The 21,325-nt window shown below is 68.8% G+C and carries 22 protein-coding genes; 15 read left to right on the top strand and 7 right to left on the bottom strand.

Translation table 11 applies throughout. The features are described 5' to 3' along the window. Positions 1-25 precede the first annotated feature (25 nt). The 15 genes from atpB to DFR41_RS05830 all read left to right on the top strand — a co-directional run bounded on the left by atpB (position 26) and on the right by DFR41_RS05830 (position 15,123). Complete coding sequence (gene atpB, locus DFR41_RS05760; RefSeq protein WP_114801992.1) at positions 26-904, top strand: F0F1 ATP synthase subunit A; 879 nt, start codon at positions 26-28, stop codon at positions 902-904. Between the two features lie 82 nt (positions 905-986). Next, a complete protein-coding gene (atpE, locus tag DFR41_RS05765) occupies positions 987-1,241 on the top strand; it encodes a F0F1 ATP synthase subunit C (RefSeq protein WP_038200332.1) in 255 nt (84 codons plus the stop codon). Positions 1,242-1,278: 37 nt separating this feature from the next. Further along, positions 1,279-1,749 (top strand): F0F1 ATP synthase subunit B, encoded by a 471-nt coding sequence (locus DFR41_RS05770; protein ID WP_017762128.1) that lies wholly within the window; start codon positions 1,279-1,281, stop codon positions 1,747-1,749. A gap of 10 nt (positions 1,750-1,759) precedes the next feature. Continuing rightward, on the top strand, positions 1,760-2,290 hold the full coding sequence (locus tag DFR41_RS05775) for a F0F1 ATP synthase subunit delta (RefSeq protein ID WP_017762129.1): 531 nt from the start codon (positions 1,760-1,762) through the stop codon (positions 2,288-2,290). A gap of 50 nt (positions 2,291-2,340) precedes the next feature. Beyond that, on the top strand, positions 2,341-3,894 hold the full coding sequence (gene atpA, locus DFR41_RS05780; RefSeq protein WP_017762130.1) for a F0F1 ATP synthase subunit alpha: 1,554 nt from the start codon (positions 2,341-2,343) through the stop codon (positions 3,892-3,894). A gap of 20 nt (positions 3,895-3,914) precedes the next feature. Beyond that, on the top strand, positions 3,915-4,799 hold the full coding sequence (atpG, locus tag DFR41_RS05785; protein WP_114801993.1) for a F0F1 ATP synthase subunit gamma: 885 nt from the start codon (positions 3,915-3,917) through the stop codon (positions 4,797-4,799). A 52-nt stretch (positions 4,800-4,851) separates the two neighbouring features. Then, positions 4,852-6,258 (top strand): F0F1 ATP synthase subunit beta, encoded by a 1,407-nt coding sequence (gene atpD, locus DFR41_RS05790; RefSeq protein WP_043117619.1) that lies wholly within the window; start codon positions 4,852-4,854, stop codon positions 6,256-6,258. A gap of 14 nt (positions 6,259-6,272) precedes the next feature. Further along, on the top strand, positions 6,273-6,692 hold the full coding sequence (locus DFR41_RS05795; protein ID WP_017760644.1) for a F0F1 ATP synthase subunit epsilon: 420 nt from the start codon (positions 6,273-6,275) through the stop codon (positions 6,690-6,692). 264 nt (positions 6,693-6,956) lie between these two features. Then, a complete protein-coding gene (locus tag DFR41_RS05800) occupies positions 6,957-8,126 on the top strand; it encodes an ROK family protein (protein WP_114802203.1) in 1,170 nt (389 codons plus the stop codon). 22 nt (positions 8,127-8,148) lie between these two features. Further along, positions 8,149-9,672, top strand: a complete 1,524-nt coding sequence (locus DFR41_RS05805) for a sugar ABC transporter ATP-binding protein (RefSeq protein WP_114802204.1) — start codon at positions 8,149-8,151, stop codon at positions 9,670-9,672. Then, the gene (locus DFR41_RS05810; protein WP_017759354.1) at positions 9,659-10,687 is read left to right on the top strand and encodes an ABC transporter permease; all 1,029 of its coding nucleotides are present in this window, start codon (positions 9,659-9,661) and stop codon (positions 10,685-10,687) included. The genes DFR41_RS05805 and DFR41_RS05810 overlap by 14 nt, the downstream gene beginning before the upstream one ends. Before the next feature lie 150 nt (positions 10,688-10,837). Further along, positions 10,838-11,800 (top strand): substrate-binding domain-containing protein, encoded by a 963-nt coding sequence (locus DFR41_RS05815; RefSeq protein WP_114801994.1) that lies wholly within the window; start codon positions 10,838-10,840, stop codon positions 11,798-11,800. Between the two features lie 274 nt (positions 11,801-12,074). Then, entirely contained in the window at positions 12,075-13,100 is a 1,026-nt protein-coding gene (locus DFR41_RS05820) for a sugar phosphate isomerase/epimerase family protein (RefSeq protein WP_114801995.1), read from the top strand. Positions 13,101-13,177: 77 nt separating this feature from the next. Continuing rightward, entirely contained in the window at positions 13,178-14,305 is a 1,128-nt protein-coding gene (locus DFR41_RS05825; protein ID WP_114802205.1) for a Gfo/Idh/MocA family protein, read from the top strand. Between the two features lie 128 nt (positions 14,306-14,433). Beyond that, on the top strand, positions 14,434-15,123 hold the full coding sequence (locus DFR41_RS05830) for a DUF3617 domain-containing protein (RefSeq protein WP_114801996.1): 690 nt from the start codon (positions 14,434-14,436) through the stop codon (positions 15,121-15,123). Position 15,124: 1 nt separating this feature from the next. Here the strand turns inward: DFR41_RS05830 and hpxZ are convergent, their stop codons facing one another. The 7 genes from hpxZ to DFR41_RS05865 are packed head-to-tail and all read right to left on the bottom strand — an operon-like array spanning position 15,125 to position 21,323. Next, positions 15,125-15,514: an oxalurate catabolism protein HpxZ gene (gene hpxZ, locus DFR41_RS05835; RefSeq protein WP_244917658.1), complete on the bottom strand. Its 390-nt coding sequence runs from the start codon at positions 15,512-15,514 to the stop codon at positions 15,125-15,127. Positions 15,515-15,525: 11 nt separating this feature from the next. Further along, positions 15,526-16,287, bottom strand: a complete 762-nt coding sequence (locus tag DFR41_RS05840) for an ABC transporter permease (RefSeq protein ID WP_114801998.1) — start codon at positions 16,285-16,287, stop codon at positions 15,526-15,528. Then, the gene (locus DFR41_RS05845; RefSeq protein WP_114802206.1) at positions 16,284-17,117 is read right to left on the bottom strand and encodes an ABC transporter ATP-binding protein; all 834 of its coding nucleotides are present in this window, start codon (positions 17,115-17,117) and stop codon (positions 16,284-16,286) included. Before DFR41_RS05845 ends, DFR41_RS05840 begins: the two co-directional genes overlap by 4 nt. An 8-nt stretch (positions 17,118-17,125) precedes the next feature. Continuing rightward, complete coding sequence (locus DFR41_RS05850) at positions 17,126-18,112, bottom strand: ABC transporter substrate-binding protein (protein ID WP_114801999.1); 987 nt, start codon at positions 18,110-18,112, stop codon at positions 17,126-17,128. Next, positions 18,099-18,635: a VOC family protein gene (locus tag DFR41_RS05855; RefSeq protein WP_114802000.1), complete on the bottom strand. Its 537-nt coding sequence runs from the start codon at positions 18,633-18,635 to the stop codon at positions 18,099-18,101. Before DFR41_RS05855 ends, DFR41_RS05850 begins: the two co-directional genes overlap by 14 nt. Before the next feature lie 31 nt (positions 18,636-18,666). Beyond that, on the bottom strand, positions 18,667-19,923 hold the full coding sequence (locus DFR41_RS05860) for an FAD-dependent monooxygenase (RefSeq protein ID WP_114802001.1): 1,257 nt from the start codon (positions 19,921-19,923) through the stop codon (positions 18,667-18,669). Further along, positions 19,920-21,323: an amidase gene (locus tag DFR41_RS05865; protein ID WP_114802002.1), complete on the bottom strand. Its 1,404-nt coding sequence runs from the start codon at positions 21,321-21,323 to the stop codon at positions 19,920-19,922. The genes DFR41_RS05860 and DFR41_RS05865 overlap by 4 nt, the downstream gene beginning before the upstream one ends. Positions 21,324-21,325: the final 2 nt, after the last annotated feature.

The raw sequence follows: 21,325 nt of genomic DNA on the forward strand, positions 1-21,325 counted from the left end.
TGTTTTAGAGAAAAGACCCTGAAAGATGGCCGCCGAAGGACACGCCCCGACCGCGAGTGAGTACATCGTCCACCACCTGCAGCACTGGCAGGTGGACTGGAGCCTCAAGCCCGTGGTCCAGAAGGCCATCGTGGACTTCGGTGTCATCAACCTCGACTCCGTGCTCTATGCGCTCATCATCGGCGCGCTGGGTTGCTTCGTGCTGTGGCTGGCTGCCCGCAAGGCGACGGCCGGCGTTCCGGGCCGCTTCCAGGCGGCTGTCGAGATGCTGGTCGAGATGGTCGACAACCAGGCCAAGGCCAACATCCACAACGCCAAGAGCCGCAAGTTCATCGCCCCGCTGGCGCTGACCGTGTTCGTGTGGATCTTCCTGCTCAACGCCATGGACATGCTGCCGGTCGACCTGCTGCCGGCGATCTGGTCCAAGGCCTACGCCGCCATGGGTCACGACCCGCACCATGCCTACATGCGCGTGGTGCCCACCGCCGACCTGTCCACCACGCTGGGCCTGTCGACCTCGGTGCTGCTGTTGTGCCTGATCTACAGCGTCAAGATCAAGGGTCTGGGCGGCTGGGGCCATGAGCTGATCTCGGCCCCCTTCGGTGCCCACCCCCTGCTGTGGCCCATCAACCTGCTGATGCAGATCATCGAATACCTGGCCAAGACCATCTCGCATGGCATGCGGCTGTTCGGCAACATGTATGCGGGCGAACTGGTCTTCATGCTGATCGCCCTGATGGGTGGCGCCATGGCGGCCTCGCTGTCGGGTGTGCTGCTGCCCATCGGGCACATCATTGCCGGCACCATCTGGGCGATCTTCCACATCCTGGTGATCACGCTGCAGGCCTTCATCTTCATGATGCTGACGCTCATCTACCTGGGCCAGGCGCACGAAGCCCACTGAGCGGCCCCTGCGGTCCTCACGCTCTCGCTTTTCCTCTCGTTTCGTTTTTCCCTCTCTCTTGCCTTTCATCTAAGGAGTCATCATGGCAAACGTTCTCGGTCTCGTCGCTCTGGCTTGTGGTCTGATCGTCGGTCTCGGCGCTATCGGCGCGTCCATCGGCATCGCCCTCATGGGTGGCAAGTTCCTCGAGTCCTCGGCTCGTCAGCCTGAACTCATGAACGACCTGCAGACCAAGATGTTCATTCTGGCGGGTCTGATCGACGCTGCCTTCCTGATCGGCGTGGCCATCGCCCTGCTGTTCGCCTTCGCCAACCCCTTCGTCGTCGCCGGCGCCTGATCCTTTTCGTCCACACCGTCTGTAGAAAGGTGTTGTCGTGAGCATCAACGCAACCCTGTTCGTTCAGGCCGTCGTCTTTTTGCTGCTCGTGCTGTTCACGATGAAGTTCGTGTGGCCGCCGATCGCAAAGGCGCTGGATGAACGGGCTCAAAAGATCGCTGCGGGCCTGGCGGCCGCCGAGAAGGCCAAGGCCGAACTCGCTTCCGCCAACCAACGCGTCGAGCAGGAGCTGCAGGCTTCGCGCACCGAGACCAGCAATCGCCTGGCCGATGCCGAGCGCCGCGCCCAGCAGATCATCGAAGAGGCCAAGGCCCGCGCCACCGAGGAGGCCAACAAGATCGTGGCCGCCGCGCGCGACGAGGCCGAGCAGCAGTCCGTGCGTGCCCGTGAAGTCCTGCGCGAGCAGGTCGCCACGCTGGCCGTCAAGGGCGCCGAGCAGATCCTGCGCAAGGAAGTCGATGCCAACGTGCATGCCGACCTGCTCAATCGCCTGAAGACCGAGCTGTAAGGACGAATCGATGGCCGAACTCGCCACCATTGCCCGTCCCTACGCCGAAGCGCTGTACAAGGCATCTGCCGGCAACGCGCAGGCCACGGCCGAATGGCTGGAGCCGCTGGCCCAGGTGGCCGGCAGCGCGCCGCTGCAGCAATTCGCGGCCAGCCCCAAGGTGTCCTCGCAGCAGGTGTTCGACCTGATCGCCGGGATGGTGCCGGGCGGCCTGCCGCAAGCGGGCCAGAACTTCCTGCACGCCGTGATCGACAACGGCCGCCTGGCTGCGCTGCCGGAAGTGGCGACGCAGTTCCGCGCCCTGCAGAACGCCGCCAGCGGCGCTGCCGATGCCGTGCTCTTCAGCGCCTTCCCCATCGAAGGCCCGGCTCTGGGCGAAGTCCAGGCCGCACTGGAGCGCCGCTTCGGCCGCAAGCTGACCACCCGCGTGGAGCTGGATCCGTCGCTCATCGGCGGCATCCGCGCCGTGGTCGGCGACGAAGTGCTCGACACCTCGGTCAAGGCCCGTCTCGAACAAATGAAGGCGGCGCTCACCGCCTGACCCGGCTGGTGGCGCGCGTCCTTACACCCGATTGAAAGAAGGAAAGAGTCATGCAACTCAATCCCGCAGAGATTTCCGAACTGATCAAGAGCCGCATCGAAGGGCTGGGCGTCAGCGCCGACATCCGTAACGAAGGCTCCGTGGTCTCGGTGACCGACGGCATCGTGCGCGTGCACGGCCTGTCCGACGCGATGCAGGGCGAAATGCTGGAGTTCCCGCCCACGCCCGGTGGCCAGCCCACCTACGGCCTGGCGCTGAATCTCGAGCGCGACTCCGTCGGCGCCGTGATCCTGGGCGAGTACGAGCACATCTCCGAAGGCGACACCGTCAAGTGCACGGGCCGCATCCTGGAAGTGCCCGTCGGCCCCGAGCTGATCGGCCGCGTGGTCAACGCCCTGGGTCAGCCCATCGACGGCAAGGGTCCCATCAACGCCAAGCTGACCGACGTGATCGAGAAGGTCGCGCCCGGCGTGATCGCCCGTCAGTCCGTGGACCAGCCGATGCAGACCGGCCTGAAGTCCATCGACGCGATGGTGCCCGTCGGCCGCGGCCAGCGCGAGCTGATCATCGGCGACCGCCAGACCGGCAAGACCGCCGTGGCCATCGACGCGATCATCAACCAGAAGGGTCAGAACATGACCTGCGTCTACGTTGCGATCGGCCAGAAGGCTTCGTCGATCAAGAACGTGGTGCGCGCGCTGGAGCAGGCCGGTGCGATGGAATACACCATCGTCGTCGCCGCCTCGTCGTCGGAATCGGCGGCCATGCAGTACGTGTCGGCCTACTCGGGCTGCACGATGGGCGAGTACTTCCGCGACCGCGGCCAGGACGCCCTGATCGTCTATGACGACCTGTCGAAGCAGGCCGTGGCCTATCGCCAGGTGTCGCTGCTGCTGCGCCGCCCGCCGGGCCGCGAAGCCTACCCTGGCGACGTGTTCTACCTGCACAGCCGCCTGCTGGAGCGCGCCGCCCGCGTGAGCGCCGACTACGTCGAAGCCTTCACCAAGGGTGAAGTCAAGGGCAAGACCGGCTCGCTGACCGCACTGCCGATCATCGAGACGCAGGCCGGCGACGTGTCCGCCTTCGTGCCGACCAACGTGATCTCGATCACCGACGGGCAGATCTTCCTGGAAACCAACCTGTTCAACGCTGGCATCCGTCCCGCCATCAACGCTGGTATCTCGGTGTCGCGCGTGGGTTCGGCCGCCCAGACCAAGGTCATCAAGGGCCTGTCAGGCGGTATCCGTACCGACCTGGCGCAGTACCGCGAACTGGCCGCCTTCGCGCAGTTCGCCTCGGACCTGGACGCTTCGACCAAGAAGCAGCTGGACCGCGGTGCCCGCGTGACCGAACTGCTCAAGCAGGCCCAGTACAGCCCGCTGCCCGTCTCGCTGATGGCGGCGTCGCTGTTCGCGGCCAACAAGGGCTTCATGGACGACATCGAGGTCAAGAAGGTTCTGCCCTTCGAGCACGGCCTGCACCAGTTCCTGAAGACCAGCCACGCTGCCCTGATCGACAAGATCGAGCAGACCCGGGCCCTGGACAAGGACGCGGAAGCCGAACTGACGGCCGCGATCACCTCGTTCAAGAAGTCCTTCGCCTGATCCGAGAGGCATAGAGCGCTATGGCAGCCGGCAAGGAAATCCGCGGCAAGATCAAATCGGTGGAGAACACCAAGAAGATCACCAAGGCCATGGAAATGGTGGCCGCGTCCAAGATGCGCAAGGCGCAGGAACGGATGCGCTCCGCGCGTCCGTACAGCGAGAAGATCCGCGCCATTGCGTCCAACCTCAGCCAGGCCAACCCGGAATACACCCACGCCTTCATGAAGACCAGCGACGCCAAGGTCGCTGGCATGATCGTGGTGACGACGGACAAGGGCCTGTGCGGCGGCATGAACACCAACGTGCTTCGTGCCGTCACCAGCAAGCTGCGCGAGCTGCAGGCGGCCGGTGTGTCCACCGAGGCGGTGGCCATCGGCAACAAGGGCCTGGGCTTCCTGACGCGCGTGGGCGCCAAGGTGGTCTCGCAAGCCGTGCAACTGGGCGACACGCCCCACCTCGAAAAGCTGATCGGCCCCGTCAAGGTGCTGCTGGACGCTTACGCCGAAGGTCGCCTGTCCGCCGTGTACCTGAGCTACACCAAGTTCGTGAACACGATGCGCCAGGAGTCGGTGGTCGAGCAGCTGCTGCCGCTCAAGGCGGAGAGCCTCAAGGGCGGCGAGGGCAGCGCACCGCAGCATGCCTGGGACTACATCTACGAGCCCGACGCGCAGACCGTCATCGACGACCTGCTGGTGCGCTACGTGGAGTCGCTGGTCTACCAGGCCGTGGCCGAGAACATGGCGTCCGAGCAGTCGGCGCGCATGGTGGCCATGAAGGCCGCCACGGACAACGCGGGCAACCTGATCAACGAGCTGAAGCTGGTCTACAACAAGACCCGCCAGGCCGGCATCACCAAGGAACTGTCGGAAATCGTGTCCGGTGCGGCCGCGGCCACCGGCAACTGATTCCGCCCGATCCGGCATTCAGCAGATTCAAGACAAATTACTGGAGCACAACATGGCTCAGGCTCAAGGAACAATCGTTCAATGTATCGGCGCCGTGGTCGACGTGGAGTTTCCCCGTGACCAGATGCCCAAGGTGTACGACGCCCTCAAGTTCGAAGGCGGCGGACTGACGCTGGAAGTGCAGCAGCAGCTGGGTGACGGCGTGGTGCGCACCATCGCGCTGGGCAGCTCCGACGGCCTGCGCCGCGGCATTACCGTGGTCAACACCGGCGCGCCCATCACGGTGCCCGTCGGCAAGGCCACGCTCGGCCGCATCATGGACGTGCTGGGCAACCCCATCGACGAGCGCGGCCCGGTCTCGCAGGAGCTGACGGCCTCGATCCACCGCAAGGCCCCGGCCTACGACGAACTGTCGCCCTCCACCGAACTGCTCGAAACGGGCATCAAGGTGATTGACCTGGTCTGCCCGTTCGCCAAGGGCGGCAAGGTGGGCCTGTTCGGCGGCGCCGGCGTCGGCAAGACCGTGAACATGATGGAGCTCATCAACAACATCGCCAAGGCCCACAGCGGTCTGTCGGTGTTCGCCGGTGTGGGCGAGCGTACCCGCGAGGGCAACGACTTCTATCACGAGATGTCCGACTCCAAGGTCGTGGTTCAGGAGAACCTGTCCGAGTCGAAGGTGGCCATGGTCTACGGCCAGATGAACGAGCCCCCGGGCAACCGTCTGCGCGTGGCCCTGACCGGCCTGACCATCGCCGAGTCCTTCCGCGACGAAGGCCGCGACGTGCTGTTCTTCGTGGACAACATCTACCGCTACACCCTGGCCGGCACCGAAGTGTCCGCTCTGCTGGGCCGCATGCCTTCCGCCGTGGGCTACCAGCCGACGCTGGCCGAGGAAATGGGCCGCCTGCAGGAGCGCATCACGTCGACCAAGGTCGGCTCGATCACCTCGATCCAGGCCGTGTACGTGCCGGCCGATGACTTGACCGACCCGTCGCCTGCCACGACCTTCGCCCACCTGGACTCCACCGTGGTGCTGTCGCGCGACATCGCATCGCTCGGTATCTACCCCGCCGTGGACCCGCTGGACTCGACCTCGCGCCAGCTGGACCCGAACGTGGTCGGCGAAGAGCACTACGGTGTGGCCCGCGCCGTGCAGGGCACGCTGCAGCGCTACAAGGAACTGCGCGACATCATCGCCATCCTGGGCATGGACGAACTGGCGCCCGAGGACAAGCTGGCCGTGGCCCGTGCCCGGAAGATCCAGCGTTTCCTGTCGCAGCCCTTCCACGTGGCCGAAGTGTTCACCGGCGCGCCCGGCAAGTACGTGCCGCTGTCGGAAACCATCCGCGGCTTCAAGATGATCGCCAACGGTGAGTGCGACCACCTGCCCGAGCAGGCCTTCTACATGGTCGGCACCATCGACGAGGCCTTCGAGAAGGCCAAGAAGCTCGGCTGATCGGCGCGTCACCCATGGCAAACACCATTCACGTCGACGTCGTCAGTGCCGAGGAGTCCATCTTCTCGGGCGAGGCGAAGTTCGTCGCGCTGCCCGGCGAAGCCGGTGAGCTCGGCATCTTCCCGCGCCACACGCCGCTGATCACGCGCATCCGTCCCGGTGCCGTGCGCATCGAGACGGCCGACGGTGGCGAGGAGTTCGTGTTCGTGGCCGGTGGCATCCTCGAGGTGCAGCCCGACTGCGTGACCGTCCTCTCCGACACCGCCATCCGCGGCAAGGACCTGGACGACGAGAAGGCCAACGCTGCCAAGAGCGCCGCCGAGGAAGCCCTCAAGAACGCCAAGAGCGAGATCGACATCGCCATGGCCCAGTCGGAGCTGGCCGTGATGGCCGCCCAGCTGGCCGCGCTGCGCAAGTACCGCCAGAAGAAGTAAGGCCTCGCGGCATCTCGCCGCGCCTTGCCTCCGCAAAGAAGCCAGTCAGTTCGCTGACTGGCTTTTTTTCTTTTGGCTTGCCAACGCATGAAGCCAAGAGAAGTGAGTTGGCCACTTCTGCCGATTTTTGGCCAAAGTTCGGCCTTGTCTGTCCGAAGTCGGCCGCCTAGCATCCGTGCCACTTTGCCATTCGGTCAAGATTGGCAACATAAAGCACGGAGACAACGCCGGATGGCGCCCTGGAACGGCCTTTCTGCCGCAGAGCTGGATCTGCTCTCGACCCTCTTCTGGTCGGCGGGCGGCTCGCGCCATGGCATGGCCGAGAGGCTGGGCTTCTCCCGCAGCCGCGCCAACACGCTGATCGCCGGCTTGATCGAGCAGGGCCTGCTGGCCGAGGCCGGTCCGCGCGCCTCGACCGGCGGACGCCGACCCGAGCAGTTGCAGTTGCCGGCGGAACTGGGCGTGCTGCTGGCCGTGGACATCGGCGCCACCAGCCTCGACGTCGCCGTGATGCAGCCCGACCTCACGGTGCTCGCGCGGCATGCCGAGGCCGTCGATGTGCGCGAAGGCCCGGGCGTGGTGCTGGCCCGCGTGCGCCAGCGGCTGCGCGAGTTGCTTCAGGCGCTCGGCATTCCCGCGCGGCGGGTGCTGGGCATCGGCATGGGCGTGCCGGGGCCGGTCAACTTCGAGGCCGGCCAGCTCGTCAACCCGCCGCTGATGCCGGGCTGGGACAGCTTCTCGATCCGCGACTACCTGCGCGAGGACTACGCGGCACCCGTCTTCGTCGACAACGACGTCAACCTGATGGCGCTGGGCGAGCTGTGGCGGCTGCAGCGCGGGCTGTCCAACTTCCTCGTGATCAAGGTGGGCACCGGCATCGGCTGCGGCATCGTGTGCCACGGCGAGGTCTACCGCGGCGCGGCCGGCTCGGCGGGCGACGTGGGCCACATCTGCGTGGACCAGCAGGGGCCGCGCTGCCATTGCGGCAACGTGGGCTGCGTCGAGGCCATGGCCGCCGGCCCGGCCATCGTGCGCATGGCGCAGGCGGCGGCGGAGCGGGGCGAATCGCCCGCGCTGGCGGCGGTGCTGCGCACCCAGGGTCGCATCGAGGCCATCGACGTGGGCCACGCCAGCCGCGCGGGCGACGTGGCCGCCAACGCCATCATCCAGCGCGCCGGCAGCCTGATCGGCCAGATGCTGGCCTCGGTGGTGAACTTCTTCAATCCCTCGCATGTGTTCATCGGCGGCGGCATCACGCAGATCGGTCCGCTGTTCCTGGCGGCCGTGCGGCAGAGCGTCTACCAACGCTCGCTGGCGCTGTCGACGCGGCACCTGGAGATCCAGTACACGCCCCTGGGCACCGACGCCGGCGTGACCGGTGCCGGCGTGCTGGCCATGCACGAGACGCTGCGCGCCCGCGGCGTCGCACCTTGAGCCGGAGCGCGCGATGACGGCCATGACCGCCCCTTCCACGGCAGCGACGGCCGGCGTCGCCGTCGAATTCGACGGCATCACCAAGGCCTTCGGCCCGGTGCAGGTGCTGCACGGCGTGAGCTTCGCGCTGCCGCCTGGCCGGGTCGTCGGCCTGCTGGGCGAGAACGGTGCCGGCAAGTCCACGCTGATGAAGATCCTGGCCGGCTACGAAAGTCCGACCGGCGGCGTGCTGCGCATCAACGGCCAGCCGCAGGCCTTCCGCAGCTCGCGCGATGCCGAGGCGCTGGGCATCGTGCTGATCCACCAGGAATTCAACCTGGCGGAGGACCTGAGCGTGGCCGACAACATCTTCCTGGGCCACGAGAAGAAGAAGGGGCTGTTCCTCGACGAGCGCGCCATGCAGGCCGAGGCCGCCGCGGCGCTGGCCCAGGTCGGGCTGCAGGTCGATCCGGCCACGAAGGTGCGGCGCCTGATCGTGGCGGAGAAGCAGCTGGTCGAGATCGCCAAGGCCATCGCACGCCGTGCCCGGCTGCTGATCATGGACGAGCCCACCGCCACGCTCACACCCGGCGAGACGGAGCGTCTGTTCCGCCTCATCGCGCAGTTGCGGGCCGACGGTGTGACCATCGTCTACATCTCGCACAAGCTCGACGAAGTCGAGCGCGTGACCGACGAGGTGGTCGTGATGCGCGATGGCCGCTTCGTCACGCGCGCGGCCACGGCCGAGGTCACGCGCCACCAGATGGCCAACCTGATGGTCGGCCGCGAGATCGCCGACCTCTATCCGCCGCGCGAGCCGGTGCCGGCCGGCCGGGCCCCCGCGCTGCGCGTGCAGGGCTTCGACGTGCCCGGCTGGGCGCAGCAGGCCAGCTTCGAGGTGCGGCCGGGCGAGATCCTCGGCTTCGCCGGCCTGGTGGGTGCCGGGCGCACCGAGCTCTTCGAAGGCCTGCTCGGCCTGCGCCCGGGCCGCGGCCAGGTCGAGCTGGCGGGCCGTGCGGTGCAGCTGCGCTCGCCGCGCGACGCCGCCCGCCACGGCCTCACCTACCTCAGCGAAGACCGCAAGGGCAAGGGCCTGCACGTGGCTTTCGGCCTGCGGCAGAACCTCACGCTGATGGCGCTGGACCAGTACGCGCGGCCCTGGCTGCGACCCGACGCCGAGCGCGCCGCGCTCGACACCGCCGTGAAGGACTACGGCATCCGCACCGGCTCGCTGGACGTGCGCGCCTCGTCGCTCTCCGGCGGCAACCAGCAGAAGCTGGCCCTGGCCAAGGTGCTGCAGCCGCATCCGAAGGTGGTGGTGCTCGACGAGCCCACGCGCGGCGTGGATGTGGGCGCCAAGCGAGACATCTACTTCCTCGTCCAGCGCCTGGCGCGCGAGGGCCTGGCCGTCATCGTCATCTCGTCGGAGCTGATGGAACTCATCGGCCTCGCACACCGCGTGGCCGTCATGCGCGCGGGCCGCATCGTCGCCACCCTGCCGGCCGACGGCCTCACCGAAGAACAGCTCATCGCCCATGCCACGGGAACAGCCCATGCCGACGCCTGACACCGCTTCCTCCACTGCCGCGGCCGAAGGCGCGCAGCACCGCGCCGCCGCCAGGCCGGGCTGGGCCGAGCGCCTGCACGGCCTGGGCCCCATCATCGGCCTGGTGCTGCTGTGCATCGTCGGCGCCGCGCTCAACAGCGACTTCGCCACCGTGGACAACGCCATGAACGTGCTCACGCGCACGGCTTTCATCGGCATCATCGCGGTGGGCATGTGCTTCGTGATCATCTCGGGCGGCATCGACCTGTCGGTGGGCTCGATGGCGGCGCTGATCGCGGGCAGCGTGATCATGTTCATCAACTGGGCGGGCCCGGCCACCGGCTCGCCGCTGACGGCCGTGGTGCTGGGCGCGGGCCTGGCGGTGGTGCTGGGCGCGATGTTCGGCCTGGCGCACGGGCTGCTCATCACCAAGGGACGCATCGAGCCCTTCATCGTCACCCTGGGCACGCTGGGCATCTTCCGCGCCTACCTCACCTACTTCGCCGACGGCGGTGCGCTCACGCTCGACAACGACCTGTCGGACCTGTACGCGCCGGTCTACTACGCGAGCCTGCTGGGCATTCCGGTGCCGGTGTGGGTGTTCGTGGCGGTGGCGCTGGTCGGCGGCGTGATCCTCAACCGCACGGCCTACGGGCGCTACGTGCAGGCGATCGGTTCCAACGAGCAGGTGGCGCGCTATGCGGCGGTGGACGTGGACCGCGTGAAGATCCTCACCTACATGCTGCTGGGCGTGTGCGTGGGCATCGCCACGCTGCTGTATGTGCCGCGTCTGGGCTCGGCCTCGCCCACCACGGGCCTGCTGTGGGAGCTGGAGGCCATCGCCGCCGTGATCGTTGGCGGCACCGCACTCAAGGGCGGCGCGGGCAGCATCGCCGGCACGGTGGTGGGGGCGATCCTGCTCTCGGTCATCAGCAACATCCTCAACCTCACCAGCATCATCAGCGTGTACCTCAACGCGGCGGTACAGGGCTTCGTGATCATCGTGGTGGCCTTTCTGCAGAGGGGACGGCGATGAACGCCTTCTCCCAGCCGTTCGGGCAGCGCGCCTCTCTCCCACCGTTCGGGCTGAGCTTGTCGAAGCCCCGCGCCAGCGCTTCCGCGGGCCCAGCGCGAACGGATGTTTTCGTGTGCCAGTGACCTTCCATCCAACCCAGGAGACAACCCCATGACCTTCATCACCCGCCGCCTCGCGCTCACCGCCGTGGCCGTTGCCGCCTTCGCCAGCGTGCCCGCGCTGGCCGCCGAGAAAGTGAACCTCGGCGTGTCCATCCCGGCCGCCACCCACAGCTTCATGGGCGGCATCAACTACTGGGCCAACCAGGCCAAGAAAGATCTGGAGAAGCAGTACAAGGACCTGAAGATCACCATCAAGACGGCCGCCAACGCGCCCGAGCAGGCCAACCAGCTGCAGGACCTGTCCACCGTCACCAAGATCAACGCCTTGGTCGTCTTCCCCTTCGAGTCCGCCGCGCTGACCAAGCCGGTGGCCCAGGTCAAGGCCAAGGGCGCCTACGTCACGGTGGTGGACCGCGGCCTCACGGACACCAGCGCGCAGGACGCCTACGTGGCCGGCGACAACACCGCCTTCGGCAAGATCCCCGCCGAGTACATCGCCAAGAAGCTGAACGGCAAGGGCAACGTGGTGGCGCTGCGCGGCATCGCGACCACGCTGGACAACGAGCGCATGGATGCCTTCAACGCCGTGCTCAAGAACTACCCGGACATCAAGCTGCTGGACGCCAAGTACGCCAACTGGAACCGCGACGACGCCTTCAAGGTGACGCAGGACTACCTGACGCGCTTCAAGGAAATCGACGCCATCTGGGCCGCCGACGACGACATGGCCGTGGGCGTGCTCAAGGCCATCGAGCAGGCCAAGCGCACCGACATCAAGATCGTCTTCGGCGGTGCCGGGGCCAAGGGCATGGTCAAGACCATCCTGGACAACAAGGACCCGCGCATCCAGGCCGACGTGAGCTACTCGCCCAAATTCATCTACGACGCGATCAAGCTCACGGCCGAGGCGCGCCTGAAGGGCGAGAAGCTGCCGGCGACGACGATCATTCCGTCGGTGCTGATCACGAAGGACAACGCGAAAGATTTCTACCACCCCGACTCCCCGTTTTAAAGGAGAGTCACCCCCCAAGCCGCTTCGCGGCTCGGGGCGGCCGCCAAAGGCGGCTGCTCTTCGGGCACGTCCAAGCCTGCGCAGGCAGGCTCGGAGCCGCGGCCCTCAGCCCCTCTCTGGCGCCTTCGGCTTGGAGGGGGCGCACCCAGCGGCCTGGCAAAGCCAGTTCCGCAGGTGCTCTGGCATGGCCTGCTCCGCGGCCATTCGATCCTTGTGCGGGCGCCGATCTCCCGCCCCCAACGCCAGGGACTCTGAGGCGAAAGAAAGAATACGTATGCCGCGCCCCATCACCCTCTTCACCGGCCAGTGGGCCGACCTGCCCCTGGCCGAGCTGGCGCCGCTGGCCCGGCGCATGGGCTACGACGGCCTGGAGCTCGCCTGCTGGGGCGACCACTTCGACGTGCAGCAGGCCCTGGCTTCCGACACCTATGTGCGGGACAAGTGGGCGCTGCTGCGCGAGCATGGCCTGACCTGCCTGGCCATCGGCAATCACCTGGTGGGCCAGGCGGTGTGCGACCTCATCGACGAGCGGCACCGCGCCATCCTGCCCGCCCATGTGTGGGGCGACGGCGAGCCGGAAGGCGTGCGCCAGCGCGCCGCCCGCGAGCTGGCCGACACGGCGCGCGCCGCGGCGAAGTCCGGCGTCAAGACCGTCACCGGCTTCACCGGCTCGTCGATCTGGCACGCCACCTATGCCTTCCCGCCCACGACGCAGGCCTACTGGGATGCGGGTTTCGCGGACTTCGGCCGGCGCTTCGGGCCCATCCTGGAGACCTTCGAGCAGCAGGACGTGAACTTCGCGCTCGAGGTCCATCCCACCGAGATCGCCTTCGACATCGCCTCGGCCGAGCGCGCCATCGCGGCCGTGGGCGGCCACCGGCGCTTCGGCTTCAACTACGACCCCAGCCACCTGGCCTACCAGGGCGTGGACTACGTGCGCTTCATCCGCGGCTTCGCGGACCGCATCTACAACGCCCACATGAAGGACGTGTGGTGGGGCAGGGGCGACGGCACGGTGGGGGTCTTCGGCGGCCACACCAGCTTCGGCGACGCGCGCCGCTTCTGGGACTTCCGCAGCGTGGGCCGGGGCATGGTCGACTTCGAGTCCATCATCGTGGCGCTCAACGACATCGGCTATGCCGGCCCGCTCTCTGTGGAGTGGGAAGACAGCCGCATGGACCGCGTGCATGGCGCCACCGAAAGCGCCGCCTTCTGCCGCCGGCTGGACTTTCCGCCCGCGGCCGGCGCCTTCGACGCCGCCTTCGACAAGGCCGCCCAGGGCGGCATGGCGGGCACATGAGCGAACACAGCGAAGCAGGGCCGGCGAGCGTGGACACCGCGGGCGCGCCAAAGGCCACCCGCAAGCTGCGCTATGCCATGGTCGGCGGCGGCCAGGGCGCCTTCATCGGCGCCGTGCACCGCCAGGCCCTGGCGCTGGACAGCCAGGCCGAGCTGGTGGCCGGCGCCCTGTCCTCCACGCCCGAGCGCGCACAGGCCTCGGGCCGCGAGCTTGGTCTGGCCGATGCGCGCAACCATGCCGACTGGCAGTCGCTGCTCGATGACGAGCTGCGCCGCAGCGCCGACGAGCGCATCGACTTCGTCACCATCGTCACGCCCAATCACCTGCACCACAGCGTGGCCCGCGCCTTTGCCGAGGCCGGCATCCATGTGGTGTGCGACAAGCCGCTGGTCCACACCAGCGAGCAGGCGCAGGATCTCGTGAACACGGTGGCACGCAGCGGCAGCGTCTTCGGCGTGACCTACAACTACAGCGGCTATCCCATGGTGCGCGAGGCCCGCGACCTGGTGGCGGCCGGCGCCATCGGCGAGGTGCGCAAGGTGGTGGTCGACTACCACCAGGGCTGGCTGGCCACGCGCCTGGAAGGCGGCGACAACAAGCAGGCCGGCTGGCGCACCGACCCCGCGCGCAGCGGCGCGGCGGGCGCGCTGGGCGACATCGGCTCGCATGCCGAGAACCTGGTGGCGACCGTCACAGGGCTCGAACTGGAAAGCCTGTGCGCGGACCTGTCGGCGCTGGTGCCCGGCCGCCGGCTGGACGACGACGCCAGCCTGCTGCTGCGCTTCAAGGGCGGCGCGCGCGGCGTGCTCGTGGCCTCTCAGATCGCGGTGGGCTGCGAGAACGACCTGCGCCTGCGCGTCTTCGGCACCACCGGCACGCTGGACTGGCGGCAGGAGCAGCCCGAGCTGCTGGTGCATGCGCCGCTGGACGGCCCGCGGCGGCTTCTGACGCGCGGCTCGCCCTGGCTGGGTGCTTCTGCGTGCCTGGCCACGCGGCTGCCGGCCGGCCACCCGGAAGGCTTCATCGAGGCCTTCGCCAATGTCTACCTGGGCGTGATCGCGCACATCCGCGCACTGCAGCAAGGCGTTACGCCCGATCCGCTACGGGCCGACTACCCCACCCTGGCCGATGGTGCGCGCGGCGTGCGCTTCATCGAGAAGGCGGTGGAAAGCGCGGCCAGCGCGCAGAAGTGGACGGCGTTCTGAGCGGGATCACGGCGCAGCTCGGCGGGCTGGCTCGACCTTCGACCTAGTACGCGCGCGATATTCGCAGCGGCGGCGCGCGCCACTACAACCGCGGCAGGCGGAACGCCCCCATCCGCCGAGGAGTCGTCATGTCAGCATTCCGCCTGTTCCCTTCCGTCCGCATCACCATCGCCGTCGCGCTGCTCACCGAGGCGGCCGCCGCGATCGCCGGCCCGGCCTTCCCGCGCCGCAAGGACGGCCTGTGGGAGATGCGCGTCGAGACCTCCGCCAAGGGCCAGCCGATGACCCTGCAGCAGTGCGCCGATGCCGCCACCGACCGACTGCTGCAGGAGCAGGGGGCGAGTCGTCAGGCCGAGGCGCGCAAGCCCACCAACTGCCAGGAGGACATGCGCAGCGAGGTGGGCCGCGTGCTGACGCACAAGGAGGTCTGCAAGCTGCCCGACGCCACGATGACGCGGCTGACCGTCGTCACCGGCGACATGAACAGCAGCTACCGCGTGAGCTCGCACACCACCTACGCACCCCCCCGTGCCAAACAGGACGAGAGCGACATGACGATGGAGGCGCAATGGAAAGGCGCCTGCCCCGCCGGCATGCGGCCCGGCGACATGGTGCTGCCCGGCGGCATGAAGATGAACGTCGTCGACATGCAGCGCATGACGGCGCCGATGGGCGCCGCTGCGGCCGCGGGCCGGGCGCCGACGCAGGCCGAGATCCAGCGCATGATGGGCCAGATGCAGCAGTCCATGTCGCCCGAGGACATGCGTCGCATGGCGGCCGAGATGCAGAAGGCGACGCCGGCTGGTACTGGGAAGTAGCTCAGTCCATCAGGCTGACATGCGCCGACACCACCTTCCAGCCCTCGGGCAGGCGCACCCAGGTCTGGCTCTGGCGGCCGATGCGGGTGCTGCCGGTGCGGCGGAACTCCACGTTGGCGACGGCGAAATCGCGGCCGAAGGTGGTGACCGAGCGAGCGGTGATCTCGCGCTCCAGGTTGTTGGCTGGGCGGCCCTGGCGGAAGGCCTGGATCGCGGCAAAGCCGTAGAGGTTCTCGGTGGCACCGTAGCGCAGCGTGTGTTCCGAGTCCCAGAAGAGCTGGTCGAGCACCGGCACGTCGTTGGTCGTCAGCGCGCGCTCGTACTCGTCGAACACCGCGTTCACCTCGGCCAGCACGTCCGGCAGGTTGATCTCGTTCATGGCAACAGTCATGGGGTCGTCTCTTACTTTCCGCCCCAGTGCACGAAGCGCCGCTCCGCCACCAGGAAGATGAGGTTCATCACGTAGCCCAGCAGGCCCGCCGCGAAGATCGAAGCGTACATGTCGGGCATGTCGAAGATGGTCTGGGCATTCATGATGCGCTGGCCCAGGCCGTCGGTGGAGCCGATGAACATCTCGGCCACGATCACGATCACCAGCGCGATGGACACACCCGAGCGCATGCCCACGAAGACCTGCGGCATGGATTCGAGCAGCGTCACGTCGGTCAGCACCCGCCAGCGCGGCGCACCCATCACGCGGGCGGCCAGCTGCCGCTGCTTGCGCGCGCTCATCACGCCATAGGCCACGTTGAACAAAATGGCCAGCGCCGCGCCGAAGGCGGCCACGGCGATCTTGGTCTTCTCGCCCACGCCGAACAGCACCAGGAAGAGCGGGAACATGGCCGAGGCCGGCGTGGAGCGGAAGAAGTCGATGGCGAACTCGATGCCTTCGTAGATCTTCTCGTTGGCGCCCAGGACCACGCCCAGCGGCACGGCCACCGCCAGCGCGATGACGAAGGAGACCAGCGTGCGCACGATGGTCTTCTCGAAGTCGCCCCACAGCGTGCCGCCCGAGAGCCCTTTCCAGAAGGCCTGCAGTGCCTCGCCGGGCGAGGGCAGCAGCACCGGGTCCACCGCCTTGGTGGCATGGGCGAAGGCCCACAGCGCGACGATCAGGGCCATGCCCCACAGCGGCCGCAGGCGGGCCGAGAGCGTGGTCTTCATTTGCGCACCTCGCGTTGGAAGATCTCCAGCGCCCGCGTCTTCACGTCGATGAATTCGGGGGTGACGGTGGTGGCCGCCGTGCGCGGACGCGGTGCGTCGAAGGGCAGGTTGTCGGCCACCTGCGTGGGCCGCTTGGTCAGCAGCAGCACGTGGTCGGCCAGCAGCACCGCCTCGTCCAGGTCGTGCGACACCAGCAGCGTCGTCACCTTGCGCCCCACCAGTACCTTCTGCAGCCGCTCGCGCAGGAACATCACCATCTCGTAGTCGAGCGCCGAGAAGGGCTCGTCCAGGAACAGCACCTCCGGCTCCACCACCAGCGCCCGCATGATCGACACCAGCTGCTGCTGGCCGCCCGACATCTGGTAGGGATAGCGCGAGAGGTCGAGCTTGACGTCGAAGTCGGCCATCAGCCGGTCCATGCGTGCCTCGCGCTCGGCCTTCGACAGGCCCAGGTACTGCAGCGGATAGCGGATGTTGTCGATGGCCCGCATCCACGGGAACACGGCCTCGCGGTAGTTCTGGAAGACGTAGCCGATGCGCGTCTCGCGTGCGGTCTTGCCCTCGAACAGGATCTGGCCGCCGTCGTGCGGCAGGATGCCCGCGATCATGTTGATCAGCGTGCTCTTGCCGCAGCCGTTGGGGCCGAACACCGAGGTGATCTTGCCGTGGGGGATGTCGAGGTCGAAGTTCTCGTACACCGCCGCATCGCCGAAGCGCTTGGTCAGCCCGCGGATGGTGATGTGCGTGCCGGGCGCGAACCAGCGGTGGCCTGCGGCCGCCTCGGCGGCGGTGGCATGGGCGGGCGCAGCGCGCGGCGGGGAAACGTCCATGGCCCGCATCAGAGCGCCTTGACCACGGCCTTGCCGTCGATCTTGTCCTTGATCACGCCCAGCTCGGTGCCGATGTCCAGGAATTTCTGGAAGTCCGCCACGTCGGCCGGCGACAGGTCGCCCGTCATCACGATGCGCGGCAGGGGCACGGTGGCGGCCAGCTCGGGCGGCACCTTCATGCCCTGGATCAGGTAGCCGCGGGTGCTGGTGTCGGTCTGGGCCGCCTTCACGCCGCGCGCCCACACGGCAGCGAAGCGCTTGGCGACCTCGGGCCGCTCGGCGATGAACTTGTCGGACAGCACGGCCCCGGCAGCGAAGGCCGAGGCTTCCTTGCGGCCCAGCAGGTAGGTGGCGATCACGCCCGTCTCCACGCGCCGGCCCACGCCCTGCGCCACCATGATGGTGGCCGAGGGCTCCAGCGTGTAGCCGCCATCGAAGTTGCCCGACTGCAGCGCGCCCACGTGCACGCCGATCTGCTGCTCCTGGATCGTGAAGTCCTTGCCTTCGACCAGGCCCACTTTCTTGAGCACCGCGCGCGCTGCGCCGATGTTGGCCGGGCCCGGCGCCGAGAAGAGCTTGAAGCCGTTCCTGAAGTCCTTGAGCGACTTGGCCGGGCTCGACGCCTTGACCACGAACTGCTCGATCACATGCTGGCTGTTCTGGCCGTTGAGCGAGATGTACTTGAGGGTGCCGGGCCGGCGCGACTCCATGTTGGCGCCTTCCAGCGTCACCAGGTTGGCGGCGCCGTCGATGCTGGCCGACACCAGGGCCTGCACCGTCAGGGGGTGGCTGGTCATCGGCACCTCTTCCACTTCCAGGCCGGCCTCCTTGAACCAGCCGCGGTTCTGGGCGATGTAGAAGGGCAGCGCGGCGCTGGACGGGAAGACGCCGAACTTGATCTTGTCGGCCGCGTGGGCGACGCCCGCGAAGGGCAGGGCCAGTGCCAATGCGGCGGTGGCGCGTGCGGCAAGCCGCAGGAAGTCAGTGCGAAGCATGGGCGGGTTCTCCGGAGGGGGTGTTCAGGGAAAGGACGGGATAGGGTTCGGTGTCGAAGAAGGATTCGCCCGCGCGGTAGACGCGGCCGGGCGACATGTCCGGCGGGGCGCCGGCTTCCACCGCGCCCTCGAAGGTCAGCTCCAGCTGCACGCCGCTCGGGTCGTAGACGAAGAGCTGCCACAGCGTGGTGCCGGGCACCAGGAACTCGCGCCAGGCCAGTCCCGCGGCCTTGAAGCGCGCGATGTAGGCGTGGTAGCCGCTGCAGGCCAGCGAGATGTGGTCGATGGCGGCCGTGCCCTGCGGCACGCGGGCCTGGCCGCCCAGGGCCGGGCCGCCGGCATAGACGTGGACGATGGCCTGCCCGCCCGGCTGGCCGCAGGCGAGCCAGGCGCCGGGATAGCCGAAGTCGGGCCGGGGCACTTCGCGCAGGCCGATCACGCCGATCCAGAAGGCGCGCGTGGCGGCCAGGTCGGCGGTCTTGATGGCCAGGTGGAAGAGGCCGTGGGTGAGTGCGTTGTCCATGGGGCGTGGGGCGCAGGAGGACGAGCAGGAATCAGGCCGCCGGCATCGCGGCGGCGCTGGTCGTTGCGGCGCCGGCCTGGGCAGAGGCGTCATCCGGCACGCCCAGCGCCACGTCGCGGAACAGCGCCGCCAGCTCGGCCTGGAAGGGCGCCTCGGTCTTCCAGCGCGTGCCGGCCACCGGGTCGGCGCCTTCGAGCATGGTGTCTGTGGCACGCACCGACAGGTCCATCACGAAGCGCAGGCGCTCGCTGCGGGCCTCGGCGATGCGGTCGAGCCAGACGCGCGGCGTGCGCTGGTCGCGGGCCCAGGCGTCCTCCACGATCAGCGCGGCGGCGCAGGCGTCTTCCATGGCCTGCGTCGCGCCCTGGCCCAGCGTGGGCGCCATGCCGTGGGCGCTGTCGCCCAGGTAGAGCACGTCCACGTCGGGCTCGGCGAAGCGCACGTCGGCCTCCTGCATGCGGGCCCAGTGCGCGTCGTGCAACTGCGCGCACATGGCGTCCAGCAGCCAGCGCACGGCGGGGCTGGCCTCGCCCTGCGCGGGCTGGTAGGTGGCGCGCATCACGGCCTCGGTCTTCCAGGCGTCCTGCACCGGGGCGCCGGGCGCCACCGGGTAGGTGGCGGCGATGTAGACATGGTCCGGCGGCACGCGGAAGGCCAGCAGCCGGTGGCAACCGCTGAACCACTGGCCGTAGTCGTCCACCAGGCCGGCACTGGTGTCGGGCACCAGCACGCGCAGGATGGCGACGCCGATGTGCCGCGGCTCGGGCGCGCCGGAGAAGGTCTCGCGCACGCGGGAGTAGCGGCCGTCGGTGCCCACCAGCAGGTCGATGCCGTCGATCTCGTGCGTGGCACCGTCCTGCGTGAAGCGCACGCGGGTCTTGCCCGGCGCCGCGGTGCTGGCGCCCACCGATTCGAGCGTGCAGCCGTAGCGGATGGCCGGGCCCGCGCCCTGGCGCAGCACGCGGTACAGCTCCGACCAGCGGATGCGGATGCCCGGGTTGTCCGCCACCTGCGCGAGCGGCAGCGCCATCAGCGGCGTGCCGTTGGTCAGCGCGATGTCCCAGCGGGTCCAGGGCAGGCTGGCGGCTTCCACTTCGGCAGCCAGTTCGGCGTCGAGCCGGCGCAGCGCCTTGATGGCGTTGGGCCCCACGTTCAGGCCGGTGCCGGCCTCGGCATGGTCGTCGGGGCCGACGCGCTCCAGGCAGTGCAGTTCCACGCCGGGCAGGCGCGCCAGGCGGCGGGCGAGGATGGCACCGGCCACGCCGGCGCCCACGATCACGATCTTCATGAGGGCAGTTCTTCCTTGTCGAGGGCGGGCGGCCAGCACCAGGCGGGTGCGGCCTCGCGTTCCCACATCGCGCCGACGGCGCACAGCAGCGCATCGCCGCCGCGCGGCGCGACCAGCTGCAGGCCCACCGGCAGGCCGTCTTCCGTCGGGCCGGCGGGCACGGCCAGCGCGGGCAGTCCAGCGCCGTTGACGAAGGCGGTGAACACGGCATGGCCGCGGCCGTCCACCGGCTGGCCGGCGATGGTCGCGGGATGGGATTGGTCGGCCGGCCAGGGCAGGGCCGCGCTGGCCGGGGTGAGCAGCAGGTCGTGCTGCGCGAACAGGCCCTGCAAGGCCTGCGCCAGCGCGCGCTGCAGCGCCTGGGCCTGGAACAGGTCGACCGCGCTGTGGTTGCGGCCCTGCGCGAGCAGGGCGGCCATGGCGGGCGTGAGCGCGTCCTCATCGTGGCCGTCGATGCGCTCGTGCAGCACGGCCGCCAAGCCGGTGCTGGCGATGACCGGCCAGGCCTGTCGGTTGAAGGCCTCGACCTCGGGCAGCGAGGGCTGCACGGCCACCGTGTGCCCCATGGCCTGCAGACGCTCGGCGGCGGCATCGCTGCGCGCCAGGATGGCCGCATCGACCGGGCTGTCGCCGATGGCGCGCCAGTACGCGATGCGCAGCGGGCCGGGGGTGTCGTGCCGCGGCGTCAGCCGGGGTGCGAGCAGGCGCAGCGCCCGCCGAAGGTCGCCCATGCTGCGGGCGATGGGGCCGGCTTCTTCCAGCCCCGGCAGCAGCGCCGGCAGGCCGTCCGCGCGCGGCACCATGCCGCGGCCCGGCTTGAAGCCATAGAGCCCGGTGAAGCCGCAGGGCCGGCGGATCGAGCCGCCACCGTCGGTGCCCAGGGCCAGCGGGCCGATGCCGGCGGCCACCGCCGCCACGGCGCCGCCACTGCTGCCGCCGGGCGTGAGCGCCGGGGCCCACGGGTTGCCGGTGGGGCCGAAGAGCGGGTTGTCGGTGTAGCCCTGCAGGGTGAATTCGGGCACGTTGGTCTTGCCCAGGATCACCATGCCGCCTGCGCGCAGCCGCGCCACGGGGCTTTCGTCGCGCGCCGGCCAGTGGTCGGCGAAGAGTCGGCTGCCCCAGCGGCAGGGCAGGCCGGCCACGGGAAGGTTGTCCTTGACGGTGAGCGGCACGCCATCGAGCGGCGACAGCGGCGCGCCGCGCTGCCAGCGGGCCTCGCTGGCCTGAGCCGCCGCCAGGGCCGCGGCGTCATCGCGCACCACCAGGGCGTTGAGCACGGGGTGGACCGTGTCTGCCCGCTCCAGCACGGACTGCAGCGCCTCCACCGGCGACAGCGTGCGCCGCGCATAGGCCTGCGACAGGGCCTCGGCGCTCATCTGCCAGGCGGACGTTCCGGTCATGG

It is taken from the genome of Pseudacidovorax intermedius (genome assembly GCF_003350475.1).
In the GTDB taxonomy this organism is placed as follows: domain Bacteria; phylum Pseudomonadota; class Gammaproteobacteria; order Burkholderiales; family Burkholderiaceae_C; genus Xenophilus; species Xenophilus intermedius.